Consider the following 14715-nt stretch of genomic DNA (forward strand, 5'->3'; position numbering starts at 1 on the left):
TCCGGGTTCCGGGTTCCGGGTTCCGGGTTCCGGGTTCCGGGTTCCGGGTTCCGGGTTCCGGGTTCCGGGTTCCGGGTTCCGGGTGAAGCGTGGATCTTACCGTGCTGCGCCGGGGAATTCGGTCGCCGGTGGAGCTGCAGCGCGGTGGGCATGGCGGTCGATCCTAGCCGAGTCGCAACCGCCTCAACCCGTGGTCGACCGGTCCGCGGCGGGCTGGCTCCGGTCGATCTCCACGCGGTTGCGCCCAGCCCGTTTCGCCCGGTACAGCGCGATGTCGGCGGCCGCGAACAGGTGCTCCAGCTTCGCCGGACCGGCCGCGACGCCGATGCTGACCGTCGGCGCCTTCGTGATGCGCCCCAGCACCAACTGCCAGTCGTGCCGGTGCACCGCTGATCGGATCCGTTCGGCGACGATCGGACCGGCGTTGCGGGAGTCCTCCGAAGCATCGACCAGGAGCACCACGAACTCGTCGCCAGCCCACCGGCAGAGCAGATCGTCGGCGCGGCATTCGCGGCGCAGCAGGTGCGCGACCTCCTGGAGCACCACGTCACCCGCGGTGTGCCCGGCCAGGTCGTTGACGTCCTTGAACCAGTCCACGTCCAGCAGCAACAGCCACGGCACCCGCCCGGCGGCGGCAGTCCGCTCCAGCAGCATCGGGGCGTGGCGTTCCAGGCCGAGGCGGTTGGTGAGGCCGGTCAGCGGATCGCGCAGCGCGGCCTCGCGGGCGGCCATCGCCATGCGCTGGGCCTGCACCGCCACCCGGCGCTGCTCCAACGCCTGGCCCAGACCTTCCTGGAGCACCTCCACCGCAGTGCTGCTCGCGGCGACCGTTCGGCGCAACGCGGCGGCCTCGCCGACCGGGTCGCTGAGCGCTTCGCAGATCGCCGCGAGGTCCAGGGAGAACTGCATCATCAGCATGGTGTCGCGGATCGTCTCCGCGCCGTCCAGGGCGCGGCTGGCGAACGTCCGCGCTTCCTCCTGCCGGTGCTGTTCACGGCGCACCACGGCCAGCACCCAGTTCGCCACCGACGCGGTGAACCAGTCGTCGGCGGCGCGGCCCAGCGCCAGCGCCTCCAGGCCGATCCGTTCCGCCAACTCCACCTCGCCGACCCCGGCCAGTGCCCGCGCGAAACCGGCCAGCGCCGAACGCTTCACCTGACCTGGTTTGGCCAGCGACTGCGACTCGTCGAACAGGTCGCGGGCCAGCGTGAACTGCGCAGTGCTGGACTCGCTCGGGTTCGTCACGGCGCGGAACACCCGCGCGTTGCCCTCCCGGTTCAGGCAGTGCGCCAACGCTGCCTGATCACCCGCGTCGCGGGCGATCTGCACCGACAGCGCCATCAGGTTCAGCGCCGGGCCGCGATGCCCGATCGTCTCCAGCAGGTAGCCGAGGATGCTGATGGTGTGCGCGGCGGCCGCCCCCTCCGGGTGGTCCACGTCCAGCTCGGTCCAACCTTCGGCCACCAGTTCTAGGGCGAGCGGGATGTGTTCGAGGCGCCACGCCAGCGAGGCGCGGTGCACCAGCACGGTGGACCGGTTCCACCGTTCATCGACGCGGTGGGGCCCGGTTGCGATCAACTCGTCGAACGCCATGTCGGCCTCGGCGAAGCGACCGGAATCCAGCAGCAACCGCACCTGGCGGTCTTGGGCCGGTAGATGGCCGACCATCAGCGGATCATCCTGCTGCACTGCGTCCTCGCAGGAGCACACCTAGTAGCGGAACCGCGTGCCGGTGCGGTTTTGTTTGAATACAGGCTACCGGGTGCGACCGTGACCGTACTTGTCGTAGTGCACGACCTCGTCCAGCGGCAGTCGATGCCGCCAGCCGTGCCGTTCCAGGTCGGGCGTGTCGGCCAGCGTCCGCACCGGTCCCACGCACAACCATGCCACCGGACGCAAGCCGGATGGAATGCTCAGCAGGCGGCGCAGGAACTCCTCGCGGTAGAAGCTGACCCAGCCGACGCCCAATCCTTCGGCGGTGGCGGTCAGCCACAGGTTCTGGATGGCCAGGCACACCGAGTACAGCCCGGCGTCGGCGATCGCGTGGCGGCCGAGGACCTGGGGCGCACCCCGGCTCGGGTCGTAGGTGACGGCGATGCCCAGCGAGGATTCCACGATGCCCTCGACCTTGATCTTGGCGAAGGCGTCGGCGCGTTCCGCGTCGAGCTGGGCGGCGAACACGCTGCGCTCGGCGAGCACGTGCTCGCGGAAGGCGCGGCGGATCGAGTCGTCGCGGACCAGCACGAAGTCCCACGGTTGGGACAGGCCGACGCTGGGCGCGCGGTGCGCGGCGGTCAGCACGCGGCGCAGCGCGTTTTCGGGGATTTCGCCACCGGTGAACTCCCGGCGCACGTCACGGCGGCGGTTGATCACCTCGTAGAGGTCTGCGGCAGGGGTGGAATCGGTCAACTGGGGTACTCGTCCGGCGATCGTCATCGCCATCCATCCTGCCGTGCCGAGGCGGGCGACGACGTGACGGGCACCCCGTGCCCGCTCAGCAGTCCGCAGGCGCCGGGAGGTGCCGATTTCGCGGGAATCGGCACCTCCCCGCGGTCAGGGGCCGCTGCCTGCGCAGCCAGTACAGGGACGGTGCGGATGCGTCATTTGCGGGTGTTCGCGGGGTAGGGGAGGAGGGCCATTTCGCGGGCGTTCTTGATCGCCTTCGCGACCTCGCGCTGTTCCTGCATGGTCAGACCGGTGACCCGCCGGGAGCGGATCTTGCCCCGGTCGGAGAGGAACTTGCGCAGCAGCGCGGTGTTCTTCCAGTCGACCTCGGTGACACCTTCGCGTTGCAGCAGGTTGGGCTTGCGGCGGTAACTGCGCCGTTCGGCGTTCGGCACGGCTCACCAACTCGACTTCGTCACGCCGGGCAGTTCACCGGAGTGCGCCAACTCCCGCAGCCGCACCCGGGACACGCCGAACTTGCGGAAGTAGCCGCGCGGACGGCCGTCGACGGCGTCCCGGTTGCGCACCCGCACCGGGCTGGCGTCGCGCGGCTGGCGCTGCAACTCGCGCTGCGCGGCTACGCGCTCTTCAGAACTGCTGCCTGGCGCGACGATGATCTTCTTCAACTCGGCGCGCCGCTGCGCATAGCGGGCGACGATCTCGCGCCGCTGCTCGTTGCGCGCGATCTTGGACTTCTTGGCCACTCGGCCCTTCCTTTCGATGTCAGGAGCCCGTCGGCGGCAATCCGGGCCGGTCTCATACTCAAGTCGGGAATCCCGCAGTCGAGGCGGCGTCTGAGGTTCCGCTACCCGCACCGCCACGCAAGACGCGCCTGAAAATTCGAGTATTAGCGTTCTTCGCGGAATTCGACGTGTTTGCGGGCCACCGGGTCGTACTTGCGCAGGACCAGGCGGTCCGGGTTGTTGCGGCGGTTCTTGGTGGTCACGTACGTGAATCCGGTACCGGCGGTGGACCGCAGTTTGACCACCGGGCGGACGTCGGTGCTCTTGGCCATCAGATTCGCTCTCCTCGTGCTCGCAGCTGCGCCACCACGGCCTCGATGCCCCGTTTCTCGATCGTCTTCATCCCCTTCGTCGACACCCGCAGCCGGATCCAGCGGCCTTCGGACGGCAGCCAGTAGCGACGCCGTTGCACGTTGGGCAGCCAGCGGCGTCGGGTGCGGTGGTTGGAGTGGGAGACCTGGTTGCCGTAGCCGGGTTTCCTCCCGGTGACCTGGCAGCGGATGGACATGATCAACCTCTCGATAACGACATTCATTTTCATTATGACACGAATGAGGGTAACGTGTGGCCGAGTCAGATGAAAACCGTTGTCGATTGAGGTGGGGATGGGAACCGAGTCGTCCGCGAACCAGCGGACTCCGCTGATCATGGTGGCCGGGATCCGCGCGGAGCAGGTCGCGGCAGCCGCCGAGGCGGCGCGGCGGGAAGACCCGGCGGGCACCGCGCTCGTGCACCACGACCTGCGCGAAGTCGCTCACGGCGTGGTCCGGCGCTTAGTCCGGCACGGCGATGCCGAACGCACCGCGGTGCTCGAACTCGCGCACGGTTGCGTGTCCTGCACGCTGCGCGAAGACATGCTGCCGCTGCTGCGGCGGCTGGCCGCCGAGCCCGATGTGGCGCGGATCGTCGTCCAGCTCGATCCGGCGCTGGAGCCGGAGACGATCTGCTGGGCGTTGCGGCACGTGGTGGTGGACGACCGTCCGATCGTCGACGACGTCGACATCGAGGCCGTGGTCACCACCGTCGACTTGGCGACCTGGCTCGCCGACGCGACCGGTGGCGAAGAACTCGTCGAGCGCGGGCTCGGTGGCAGCGCGGACGACGAGCGCACCGTCGCGCAGGTCGCGGTGGGGCAGGTCGAATTCGCCGACGCGATCGTGCTCGCGGGCCGCGCCGACGACCGCTGGAAGCAGGTGCGCACCGCGGCCGTGCTCACCCGGCTCACCCCGACCGCGCCTGCGATGCACCTCGATGACCTGGGATTTTCCCGGTTGCTGGGCGAAGTGCCGGGTGGTGCGCGGCGCGGCGCGATCGACGGGCCGCACGGGCCGTTGCTGCGCGGGCAGCCGCCGCTGGACACCGATGCCGGGGTGTCGACGGTGCTGTTCGAAGAACGTCGGCCGTTCCACCCCGGACGACTGCACGAGGCGATCGACGTGCTGCTGGACGGTGTGGTGCGCACTCGTGGCCGGGTCTGGGTGGCCAGCCAGCCGGACATCGCGCTGTGGCTGGAGTCCGCCGGTGGTGGGCTCGGCGTGGCGCACGGCGGGCCGTGGCTGGCCGCGCTGGAGCCGGACCAGTGGGCGGATGTTTCGCCCGAGCGCCAGGTCAGGGCCTCGCTGACCTGGGACGACTACTACGGCGACCGGATCCAGGAGCTAGTGGTGATCGCCCACGAGGCCAGTCCGCGGGACATCGTCCGCGCCCTGCGCCACGCGTTGCTCACCGACGACGAGCTCGCCGCCGGTGATCAGGCGTGGGCGAGCTACGACGACCCGTTCGTCGAGTGGCACACCGACCCGTGCGATGCCGACCCGGCGGAGAACTCGACCTCGAAGGAGCGCACATGAAGCCCGGAATCCATCCCGAGTACCGGCCGGTGGTGTTCCAGGACCGCACCACCGGAGACCGCTTCCTGACCCGCTCCACCGCGACGTCCGACGCGCGGACCGAGTGGTCGGATGGCAACACCTACCCGCTGGTCGTGGTCGACGTGACCGCGTACTCGCACCCGTTCTGGACCGGCGAGCAGCGGGTGCTCGACACCCAGGGCCGCGTCGAGAAGTTCCGCCGCCGGTACGGCGACCGCATCACCTGATCGCGGGAGGGTTCGCAATTTCTCGCGAAATTGCGAACCACCCCGGCACAACCCACGGAAGGACCGTCATGGCTGTTCCCAAGCGGAAGACGTCCCGCAGCAACACCCGGCACCGCCGTTCTCAGTGGAAGGCGGCGGCGCCCGACCTGGTGCCGATCATCGTCGACGGCAAGCGCAAGCTGGTGCCGCGCGCTCTCATCAGGCACTTCCACCAGCGGTGATCGATCCGGGGCGGGTGCTCACCGAGGGTGCTGCGGAGCACGCCTGAGCGCCCGTCTTTGATCTTGTTTTTGAACCGGGAAGCCGCTTAGCCCACCTACGCTACTTGCACCGCCAGGCAAACCGAGTTCAAAGACAGGCTTTGAGCGGAGACGGGTGTCACGCGGTTCCGCGATGTCCGGCGGGGTTCTCAGCTACTTCTCAGGGCCAGGGGTAAGACTGTGCCCATGCGCATCCTCGTCGTCGACGACGATCGTGCCGTGCGGGAGTCCCTGCGAAGGTCGTTGCAGTTCAACGGGTACCAGGTCGAGCTCGCCGCGGACGGTCAACAGGCCCTGGACTTCCTGGCCAGCAGCCGCCCGGACGCCATGGTGCTGGATGTCATGATGCCCCGCCTGGACGGGCTGGAGGTCGCCCGCCGGCTCCGCAGCACCGGCGATGACCTGCCGATCCTGGTGCTGACCGCGCGAGACGCGGTGTCCGACCGGGTCGCCGGTCTCGACGCTGGCGCCGATGACTACCTCCCCAAGCCGTTCGCGCTGGAAGAGCTGCTCGCCAGGCTGCGGGCGCTGCTGCGCCGCGCCACCCCACCGGACCTCGGGCTGGACGCCCAACCGGCCGCGCTGCGCTTCGCCGACCTGGAGCTGGACCCCGGCACCCGCGAGGTCCGCCGAGGCGAGCGCCCGATCAGCCTGACCCGCACCGAATTCGCCCTGCTGGAACTGCTGATGGCGCACCCCAAGCAGGTGCTGACCCGCAGTCGCCTGCTGGAGGACGTGTGGGGCTATGACTTCCCGACCTCGGGCAACGCCCTGGAGGTCTACGTCGGATACCTGCGCCGCAAGACCGAGGCCGAGGGTGAACCGCGGCTGATCCACACGGTCCGCGGCGTCGGTTACGTGCTTCGAGAGACGCCACCGTGACAGTCCCCGCTCCACCCCCGCCCGGCCTGGACCAGTCGCCCACCAGCAACGGCCGGTTCCAACGCGTGTCGCTGCGCAACCGCGTCACTTGGCTGGCCGCGATCTGCGTGGCCGGTGCCGTCGCACTGGTGTCCGTGGCGGCCTTCGTAACCGTGCACGACAGCCTCTACCAGCAGCTCGACGACAACCTCACCGAGCGCGCGGTGGAAGCGGCCGAAGGTCCGCTGGTTCGCACCGCGGACCTGCAACAGGTGCCGGTGGCCTTCTTCGTGGCAGCCAACTTCAAGATCAGCGTGCTGTCCGCGGACGGCGTCGTGGTGGGCCCGCCCGACCGGCCGCCGTTGAGCTACGCGGAGCTGGCGGTCGCCAGGGGCGAGAGCCGCGAGTCGCTGCGCACCGACCCGCGCACCAACAGCCGCGTGGTCGCGGTGCCGACCGGTCAGAACGCCGCGCTGGTGATGTCCAGTCCGCTGGCACCTACCCAGCGGACGCTCGCGCAGCTGAGCGTGGTGCTGGTGGTGATGGGCGGCGCCGGAATCCTGCTCGCGGCTGCTGCCGGGACCGCGGTGGCCCGAGCCGGACTGCGACCGGTGCAGCGGCTGACCGCGGCGGCCGAACGCGTCGCGCTCACCGGCGACCTGCGCCCGATACCGGTTGGCGGGGACGACGAGCTGGCCCGGTTGACCACGAGTTTCAACGGGATGCTCATCGCGCTGGCCGAGTCGCAGGAACGGCAGCGGCGGCTGGTGGCCGACGCCGGGCACGAGCTGCGCACCCCGCTGACCTCGCTGCGCACCAACCTGGAACTGCTGATGGCATCGGCTCGACCGGGTGCGCCGACACTGTCCGAACAGGACCGCGCGGAGATGTTCGCCGACGTCGAGGCGCAGGTGACCGAACTGTCCGCACTGGTCGGCGACCTCGTCGAGCTGGCCAGGGAGGACACCCCGCAGGCGGTGCACGAGCCGGTCGACCTGGTCGACGTGGTGGAGCGCGCGCTGAGCCGGGCGCGACGGCGGGCAGCGGGCGTCGAGTTCGACGTCCACCTGCAACCGTGGGTGATGATGGGCGACGCCACTGCGCTGGAGCGGGCGGTGCTCAACCTGCTGGACAACGCGGCGAAGTGGAGTCCGGACGGCGGTCGGGTGCGGGTGGATCTGCATCCGGACGAGCCCACCAGCGGAGCGGTCGTGCTGGAGGTCGCAGACAGCGGGCCGGGCATCTCCACCGCGGACCGGCCGTACGTGTTCGAACGCTTCTACCGCTCGTCCGACGCACGGCCCCTGCCGGGCTCCGGGCTGGGCCTGTCGATCGTGAAGCAGGTCGCCGAGCGGCACGGCGGTACGGTCTGGGCCGGTGAGGCGCCCGAGGGCGGTGCGCTGCTGCGCATGTCACTACCCGGAAGCACGCCGTACATCGAACAGCAATGAACACCGCACCCCAATCGTGATGTTGGAAATCCGCATTCTCTGCCCATCACCCGTTCGGGTATGTTGGTTTCTGAGGTTGTGCGGAATGGGCGGCCCCACACCGACGTCGGGCCAGCGGCGCAGCCGCCTCCCGCTACGCCACTGGCATCGCTGACCGCACCGCCATGCAAGGCCGACCCGCTCGCGCAACCGCTTCGGAGTTGACCTGATGTGAGGGGACGGGTGGAGTGCTCGCGCGGCAACGCCAGGAAGTGATCCTCGACGAGGTTCGGCGGACCGGGGCGGTGCAGGTCGGTGATCTGGTGCAGCGGCTGGGCGTGTCGGACATGACGATCCGCCGCGACCTCGACGTGCTGGCCCGCCGCGGCCTGGTGGAGAAGGTCTACGGCGGCGCCACCTCGATGATCGGCCGCAGCACCGACGAGCCGGGTTTCGAAGCCAAGTCGGTGCGCCAGCTCGCCGAGAAGGAGGCCATCGCGCGGCTGGCCGCCGCGCAGGTCCGGCCGGGCACCGCGATCGGGCTGTCCGCGGGCACCACCACCTGGACCCTCGCGCGGCACCTCGACGACGTGGCCGACCTGACGGTGGTGACCAACTCGGTGCGGGTCGCCGATGCCCTGCAGCAGCGCGGTCGCACGGATCGCACGGTGGTGCTGACCGGCGGCGTGCGGACCCCGTCGGATGCGCTGGTCGGGCCGGTCGCGGTGCAGTCGCTGCGCTCGTTGCACCTGGACCTGGTGTTCCTCGGTGTGCACGGGATGGCGCCGCGGGCCGGGTTCACCACGCCGAACCTCAACGAGAGCGAGACCAACCGGGCGCTGGCCGAGGCGGCTGGCCGGTTGGTGGTGGTCGCCGACAGCTCCAAGTGGTCGACCGTGGGGATCTCCACGATCGTCGACTTCGACGAGGTGGATCTGCTGATCAGCGACGAGGGATTACCGGCGGACGCGCGCCAGGTGCTGGCCGAGCACGTCGAGCTGCTGCTGGCCGATCAGCAGGACGCTGATCAGCAAGACGCTGTGGAGGACTGATGAGCGACGCTTGTTCATCTGCTCATCGAGGCCGACCGGGTGCGGGTGTCCCGCAAGACGCTGCGGAGGACTGATGAGCGACGCTTGTTCATCTGCTCATCGAGGCCGACCGGGTGCGGGTGTCCCGCAAGGCACTGTGGAGGACTGATGAGCGACGCTTGTTCATCTGCTCATCGAGGCCGAAGCACTGTGGAGGAGTTGTGAAGCGGACGGCGCGACGGCTGGCCGACGGTCGGGAGATCATCTACTTCGACGCCGATCCCGCTCGGGTCCGGCAGGCCGTGGACACCAGGGACCTGCCTGCGCAGGCCCCGGCGTCGGAGATGCGGCGGGACCCGCTGACCGGTGAGTGGGTGGCGATCGCCGCGCACCGGCAGTCGCGGACCTACAAGCCGCCGACCGAGCTGTGTCCACTGTGTCCGAGCAGTCCGGGGCGGCCCACCGAGATCCCGGAGTCGGACTACGACGTGGTCGTGTTCGAGAACCAGTTCCCGTCGTTCGCCCAAGGCATCCCCGGCGATGAATCCACTGTGGACGGAATGCCGATGGTGCCGTCGTCGCCCGCTCGCGGCCGCTGCGAGGTGGTGTGCTTCACGCCCGACCACAACTCCTCGTTCGGGCGGCTCAGCCCGGCGCGGGTGCGCACCGTGGTGGACGTCTGGGCGGACCGGACCGCCGGGCTGGCCGAAACACCCGGCGTGGAGCAGGTTTTCTGCTTCGAGAACCGCGGTGAGGAAATCGGCGTGACGCTGCACCACCCGCACGGCCAGATCTACGGATACCCGTTCATCACCCCGAAGACCGAGAAGATGTTGCAGGTCGCCGAGAAGTACCTGGCCCAGCACGGTCGGCACGTGCAGGGCGATGTGCTCGCGGCCGAACGCGCCGCCGGGCAGCGGGTGATCGTCGACTCCGAGCACTGGACCGCCTTCGTACCGGCTGCCGCGCGCTGGCCGGTCGAGGTGCACCTCGTGCCGCACCGCCAGGTGCCGGACATCGTGGCGCTCACCGACGCCGAACGCGACGATTTCGCGGTGACGTACCTGGATGTACTGCACCGCCTCGACGGGCTCTACGACCGTCCGCTGCCCTACATCGCGGCCTGGCACCAGGCGCCGGTGCGGACCGGTCGAGAGCTTTCCTGGTTGCACCTTGAGGTCTTCTCGGTGCTGCGCGCGGCGGACAAGCTGAAGTACCTGGCGGGTTCGGAATCCGGCATGGCGGTGTGGATCAACGACGTGACACCGGAGCAGATCGCCGAGCGACTGCGCTGATCGGCGTCGTGGTGGTGCGGAACTGGCGATTTCGCGCGAAATCGCTCGCGGCGCTTCGACGACAGGTGCCGGGTGAGTCGACGCTGCGACTCGCGCCAGACCCGGCGTGGCTCGACATCACGACCGAACCGCGCAAAGCCGACTGCGCCGCCGCCGGGTGGGTCGCACGTCACATCGCGGGTGTTCGTTTTCACGGCGCTCCACAGGTTGATCTCAGGCACTTCTCAGTTGCCTGGCGCAGAGTGGAGGCATGACCGATCACACCCCGGAGTCCTCCGGCAACCAGCCGGAGGAACCGAAACCGCAGGCGGCGTCCGCTGCGGGCGCAGGCGACACGCCACCAGCCGGGGTGCCGCCGCAGCAGCCGTTCCAACAGCCCTACCAGCAGTCGGCGCAACAGCAACAGCCGCCGCACTCGACGCAGCAGTTCCCCCAGTCGCAGCCCTGGCCGCCCAGCAGCGGATACACCGCGATGACCCCGGTCCCGCAGACGCGCAACCGGCGTGGCGGACTCATCGTGGGCGCAGCGGCGCTCGCGCTGGTGGCCGGACTCGTCGGCGGCGGTGTGGGCGGCTTCGTCGGGTACCAGCTCGGCGGCGACCACGGGTCCGGCGTGACGTCGCTGGACCAGCCGCTGCCCGCGCGCAGCACGAGCAGCGCGCCGCAGGGCTCGGTGCAGCAGGTCGCCGACAAGGTGCTGCCCAGCGTCGTCCAGTTGCAGCTGGTGACCTCGCGCGGTACCGGTGAGGGCTCCGGGATCGTGCTCAGCAACGACGGCTACATCCTCACCAACAACCACGTCGTCGACGGCGAGGGGCAGGGCGGGGGTCAGCTCACCGCGCTGTTCCACGACAACCGCTCGGCGCCGGTGCGGGTCATCGGCACCGACCCGAAATCCGACCTCGCGGTGGTCAAGGCCGACGTCACCGGCCTCACCCCGGTCGAACTCGGCCGCAGCGACGATCTCCCGGTCGGCGCGCCGGTGGTGGCCATCGGGTCGCCGTTCGGCCTCTCCGGCACCGTCACCAGCGGCATCATCAGCGCCAAGGACCGCCCGGTGCGGGCGGGCGGTGAATCCGGCAGCCAGGACACCGTGCTCAACGCGTTGCAGACCGACGCCGCGATCAACCCCGGCAACTCGGGTGGCCCGCTGGTGGACATGGACGGGCGCGTGGTCGGCATCAACTCCGCGATCTACAGCCCTGGTAACAGCCAGCAGCAGTCCGGATCGGTGGGCCTCGGGTTCGCGATCCCGATCGACCAGGCCCGGCGCATCGGTACCGAGCTCAAGGACACCGGCTCGGCTACCCAGACCACGCTGGGCGTCACGATCGGCGCCGGGCAGCAGCCCGGAGCACTGGTCCGCGACGTGACGCCCGGCGGGCCCGCGGACCAGGCCGGAATCCGCCCTGGAGACCTGATCACCATGCTCGACGACCGAGCGATCCAGGACCCCGACTCGCTGGTGGCGGCGGTCCGCTCGCACGCCCCCGGCGATCGGGTGCGGATCACCGTTGCCAACGGGAACCGCACCGTAGAAGCCACCCTGATTGGGCAACAGGGGTGATCTGAACGCACGGCCGGACTCCTCCGGCCGTGTTCCGCGTCGACCGCGCCGAGCTGCTATGCCCCCTTCCGAGCTGCCCGGCGCGGTCGGCGGCGCACCGGCGTGGTGCACCGGAGAACTGGGAGGAACATGTCCGACAAAACAGGTGCTGTTGTCCCGCAGCGGGCGCGGCGGTTGGTCGATCTCACCGGGTCGTTGGATCTGACCGGGATGGACCTTGGCACTACGGTTACCGGCATGGAACGCAGCGCGCAGCGGTTGGGGCGGGCCCTTGTGGTCGTGGTGGACGATCGGGTCGCCCAAGGCGAGCAGGAAGACAACATCGGTCCGCTGGTGACCGAGTTGCTGGAGGAAGCCGGTTTCATCGTCGACGGCACCGTTGCGGTGGCCGGGGAAACAGTAGACATCCGCAACGCGCTGAACACCGCAGTGATCGGCGGGGTGGACGTGGTGATCACCGTCGGGGGCACCGGCGTGTCACCGAGGGATGTCACGCCGGATGCGACGGCAGGTGTGCTGGACCGCCCGGTCCCAGGCATCGCGGAAGCCCTGCGAGCCTCCGGGCTGGCAGCGGGAGCGGTCGAAGCGGGGGTTTCGCGCGGCCTGGTCGGAGTCTCGGGCAGCACCCTGGTGGTGAACCTGGCTGGCTCCCGAGCATCGGTGCGGGACGGCATGGCAACCCTGACGCCACTGGTGGCCCACGTGATCGAGCAACTGTCCGGCTTGGAAGCGACCTGACCTGAGAGCCTTGTCTTCGGACTCGTTTTGCTTTGCGGTGCGTCGAGGCTGATCTCCCGACACGACGTCTGAGAACCCGCGGCGGTGCAAGCGCCGTAGGTGGGCCGAGCGGCTACGCCGCTTCGAAGAACAAGATCAAAGGCAAGCACTGAGATTCACGCGGTGGCGGCTCCTGCGCGGGGCCGCCACCGCTTTGTTCTGGCCATGGAACTGCCGCCCGCTGCGCGGGACGAGCCTGCGGACGGCCCTTGGTCAGGGGGTTTTCGGCGGTTCGGTGGGGCCGCCCGCTGGGCCCTTGTCCTCCGGTCCCTTGGCCTCTGGTCCCTTGTCTTCGGGACCTTTCTCCTCGGACTTCGGCGGCTGGCCGTCCGGGTGGTGCTCCCGCTTGATCATGCCCTCGACCTTGTGGCTGACGTTCTCGATCTTGTCGTGGTACTTGCCCCCGGTGGCCTTGTCCAAGCTCGTCTTGGCCGCGTCGAGCCCCTTCACCGCGCTCGGGCCTGCCTTCTCGGCGAGGTGCTCCGCCTTGCCCCTCGCCTGGTGCGCCAGTTCCTTGGCTTTGTCCAGGAAACTCATTTCTCGCCTCCCGTGGCTTCGACACCCGGTGAGCCACGCCTGGCGCCGCTCCCGCGGCATTGGACCTGCAACAACTCAACTGTAACCGACATCACAGCGATGGTTGGCGGTGCCGCCGCACGGCCTCGGCGGTGGGGGATGATGGCGGTGTGACCGGCGCCCAGGCCGCCGGTGGAAGGGCTTGACTTGAACGGCAACACCGGCCAGGACCGGGAGCGGCGGCGCAAGCTCGCCGAGATCTTCGGCGACGTGCTGCCGGAGACCACCTCGGACGACCGTCCGGACCGGTCTCCCAGCACCGAGGACGAACGCTGGTACCGGGAGAACCGGCCGCCGCACCACGACGCGCGCTGAGGCAGTCGGTCGGCGCACGGGCGCGCCGACCAAATCAAGAGCCTCAGTTCAGCTTGCCGTTGCCGGACACCCCGGCCTTCTCATCGTCGGTGGCCAGCCCCTCGATCTGCGGCAGGCCCTGCTCGCGGCGCAGCAGATCGCGGATCTCCAGCAGCAGCTCGACGTCGGTCGGCTCGGGCAGCTCCTCCTCGCCCTTCTTGCGCCGCTCCGCGAGCTTCTTCATCGGCAGCACGAACAGGAAGTAGACGACCGCAGCCGTGATGAGAAACGTGATCACCGCATTGATCACCGTGGCGAAGTCGATGATCGATGCGGTGTTACCGGCGCGCAGCTGGATGCTCAGACCTGTGACGTTCCCGCCGCCGGTCGCGGCGATGATCGGCTTGATGATGCTCGTGGTGAACGACGTGACCAACGCGGTGAACGCGCTGCCGACGACCACCGCGACGGCCAGTTCGACCACGTTGCCGCGCATCAGGAAGTCCTTGAAGCCCTTGAGCACGCTGGAAGCTCCTCTCCAAATCAAGGCGACCCGGAAGATCCCGGATGGATGATGCGCCGAATCGATAGTGGATCGGCGCGCGACGCGTACTCAGCGGAGCGTAACGGTCACCGACTGGGTCAGGGACGCCGCGGCGACTGCTGCGGCGGGCCCTTCCGGCAGCCCGACGAAGATGAGTCTGCCCTGGTCGCGGCGATTCTGCGCAGGTTGGACCGCGAGCACCGGGACGTTCTCGGCGAGCACCGAAGTATGACCCGATCGAGTGATCGTTGTGATGAGGTCCACTCGTCTGCCGGGGACCAGGAAGTCGGCGACGTCCGGATCGGCCAGCCGGACCGGCACCGACGCCCGCCCGGCACCACCGGAAGCCACCGTCGGGCCGTTGAACCGGACATCGGTCAGCGGTTCGCCGCCGCGTGCCGCGCTGCCGAGCACCCGGCCGACGGCTGCGGCGGCATCCGGCAGCGCGCCGTCCGGCACTAGTTCCGCGGGCATCTCGCGGCGCACCACGTCCACATGCGACAGAACGCGGCCGGGTGGTAGGTCGCGCGCGGCGACGAGCACCGCGACTCGTGATTCCGGTGGCCCGTGGCGCGGCTGGAACGCGAGACCAGCCGCCAGCGCAAGCAGCGCCACAGCGGTCAACCGGCGCAGCGCGTGCAGGCGAATTCCGCGCCGAGCAAGGGAAAACGCGCTGATTCGCGCGCGCAGTGTCGAGTTGAGACGGTCGTCCGGTGCCATGATCGCCTCCCTGGTTTCGCGGCGGTATCCAACGGATTCCGACGCTAGGGAGCTGCCGGGCCCAGCGGAAGGCA

General features: G+C 69.4%; 19 protein-coding genes. 10 read left to right on the forward strand and 9 right to left on the reverse strand.

Annotation, left to right across the window (positions count from 1 at the left end):
- Positions 1 to 183 precede the first annotated feature (183 nt).
- The 6 genes from MOQ72_RS28010 to rpmB form a co-directional block, all read right to left on the reverse strand.
- Complete coding sequence (locus MOQ72_RS28010; protein ID WP_242188795.1) at positions 184 to 1668, reverse strand: GGDEF domain-containing protein; 1485 nt, start codon at positions 1666 to 1668, stop codon at positions 184 to 186.
- Positions 1669 to 1755: 87 nt separating this feature from the next.
- Positions 1756 to 2436: a 5,6-dimethylbenzimidazole synthase gene (gene bluB / locus MOQ72_RS28015; protein ID WP_242188698.1), complete on the reverse strand. Its 681-nt coding sequence runs from the start codon at positions 2434 to 2436 to the stop codon at positions 1756 to 1758.
- Positions 2437 to 2600: 164 nt separating this feature from the next.
- Positions 2601 to 2840 carry a 30S ribosomal protein S18 gene (gene rpsR / locus MOQ72_RS28020; protein WP_242188699.1) on the reverse strand — a complete coding sequence of 80 codons (240 nt, stop codon included), beginning with the start codon at positions 2838 to 2840 and terminating at the stop codon, positions 2601 to 2603.
- A 3-nt stretch (positions 2841 to 2843) separates the two neighbouring features.
- Positions 2844 to 3149, reverse strand: coding sequence for a 30S ribosomal protein S14 (gene rpsN / locus MOQ72_RS28025; protein WP_242188700.1), 306 nt, complete (start codon positions 3147 to 3149; stop codon positions 2844 to 2846).
- A 143-nt stretch (positions 3150 to 3292) separates the two neighbouring features.
- Entirely contained in the window at positions 3293 to 3460 is a 168-nt protein-coding gene (gene rpmG, locus MOQ72_RS28030) for a 50S ribosomal protein L33 (protein ID WP_132492926.1), read from the reverse strand.
- A complete protein-coding gene (gene rpmB / locus MOQ72_RS28035; RefSeq protein WP_242188796.1) occupies positions 3460 to 3696 on the reverse strand; it encodes a 50S ribosomal protein L28 in 237 nt (78 codons plus the stop codon). Before rpmB ends, rpmG begins: the two co-directional genes overlap by 1 nt.
- Positions 3697 to 3793: 97 nt before the next feature.
- Between rpmB and mrf the strand changes: the two genes are divergently transcribed.
- The 9 genes from mrf to MOQ72_RS28080 all read left to right on the forward strand — a co-directional run bounded on the left by mrf (position 3794) and on the right by MOQ72_RS28080 (position 12468).
- Positions 3794 to 5038 (forward strand): ribosome hibernation factor-recruiting GTPase MRF, encoded by a 1245-nt coding sequence (gene mrf, locus MOQ72_RS28040; RefSeq protein ID WP_242188701.1) that lies wholly within the window; start codon positions 3794 to 3796, stop codon positions 5036 to 5038.
- Entirely contained in the window at positions 5035 to 5286 is a 252-nt protein-coding gene (locus tag MOQ72_RS28045) for a type B 50S ribosomal protein L31 (RefSeq protein WP_242188702.1), read from the forward strand. The genes mrf and MOQ72_RS28045 overlap by 4 nt, the downstream gene beginning before the upstream one ends.
- 68 nt (positions 5287 to 5354) lie before the next feature.
- Positions 5355 to 5507 (forward strand): 50S ribosomal protein L32, encoded by a 153-nt coding sequence (rpmF, locus tag MOQ72_RS28050; protein ID WP_242188703.1) that lies wholly within the window; start codon positions 5355 to 5357, stop codon positions 5505 to 5507.
- Between the two features lie 225 nt (positions 5508 to 5732).
- Positions 5733 to 6428, forward strand: a complete 696-nt coding sequence (locus MOQ72_RS28055; protein WP_277954814.1) for a response regulator transcription factor — start codon at positions 5733 to 5735, stop codon at positions 6426 to 6428.
- A complete protein-coding gene (locus MOQ72_RS28060) occupies positions 6425 to 7858 on the forward strand; it encodes a HAMP domain-containing sensor histidine kinase (protein WP_242188705.1) in 1434 nt (477 codons plus the stop codon). The genes MOQ72_RS28055 and MOQ72_RS28060 overlap by 4 nt, the downstream gene beginning before the upstream one ends.
- A gap of 227 nt (positions 7859 to 8085) precedes the next feature.
- On the forward strand, positions 8086 to 8889 hold the full coding sequence (locus MOQ72_RS28065) for a DeoR/GlpR family DNA-binding transcription regulator (RefSeq protein WP_242188706.1): 804 nt from the start codon (positions 8086 to 8088) through the stop codon (positions 8887 to 8889).
- 200 nt (positions 8890 to 9089) lie between these two features.
- The gene (galT, locus tag MOQ72_RS28070) at positions 9090 to 10163 is read left to right on the forward strand and encodes a galactose-1-phosphate uridylyltransferase (protein ID WP_242188708.1); all 1074 of its coding nucleotides are present in this window, start codon (positions 9090 to 9092) and stop codon (positions 10161 to 10163) included.
- A 250-nt stretch (positions 10164 to 10413) separates the two neighbouring features.
- Positions 10414 to 11730: a S1C family serine protease gene (locus MOQ72_RS28075; protein WP_242188709.1), complete on the forward strand. Its 1317-nt coding sequence runs from the start codon at positions 10414 to 10416 to the stop codon at positions 11728 to 11730.
- Positions 11731 to 11967: 237 nt separating this feature from the next.
- Entirely contained in the window at positions 11968 to 12468 is a 501-nt protein-coding gene (locus MOQ72_RS28080; RefSeq protein WP_242188797.1) for a MogA/MoaB family molybdenum cofactor biosynthesis protein, read from the forward strand.
- 252 nt (positions 12469 to 12720) lie between these two features.
- Here MOQ72_RS28080 and MOQ72_RS28085 read toward each other — a convergent pair whose 3' ends face one another.
- Complete coding sequence (locus MOQ72_RS28085; RefSeq protein ID WP_242188711.1) at positions 12721 to 13044, reverse strand: antitoxin; 324 nt, start codon at positions 13042 to 13044, stop codon at positions 12721 to 12723.
- Between the two features lie 186 nt (positions 13045 to 13230).
- Here MOQ72_RS28085 and MOQ72_RS28090 point away from each other — a divergent pair, with 186 nt between their 5' ends.
- Positions 13231 to 13398: a hypothetical protein gene (locus MOQ72_RS28090; RefSeq protein ID WP_242188713.1), complete on the forward strand. Its 168-nt coding sequence runs from the start codon at positions 13231 to 13233 to the stop codon at positions 13396 to 13398.
- Positions 13399 to 13441: 43 nt separating this feature from the next.
- Here the strand turns inward: MOQ72_RS28090 and mscL are convergent, their stop codons facing one another.
- Together mscL and MOQ72_RS28100 are read right to left on the reverse strand one after the other, a co-directional pair.
- The gene (gene mscL, locus MOQ72_RS28095; RefSeq protein WP_242188715.1) at positions 13442 to 13900 is read right to left on the reverse strand and encodes a large conductance mechanosensitive channel protein MscL; all 459 of its coding nucleotides are present in this window, start codon (positions 13898 to 13900) and stop codon (positions 13442 to 13444) included.
- Positions 13901 to 13990: 90 nt separating this feature from the next.
- Positions 13991 to 14641 carry an SAF domain-containing protein gene (locus tag MOQ72_RS28100; RefSeq protein ID WP_242188717.1) on the reverse strand — a complete coding sequence of 217 codons (651 nt, stop codon included), beginning with the start codon at positions 14639 to 14641 and terminating at the stop codon, positions 13991 to 13993.
- Between the last annotated feature and the right edge of the window lie 74 nt (positions 14642 to 14715).

The sequence above is a fragment of the Saccharopolyspora soli genome (assembly GCF_022678645.1).
In the GTDB taxonomy this organism is placed as follows: Bacteria; Actinomycetota; Actinomycetes; order Mycobacteriales; family Pseudonocardiaceae; genus Saccharopolyspora; species Saccharopolyspora soli.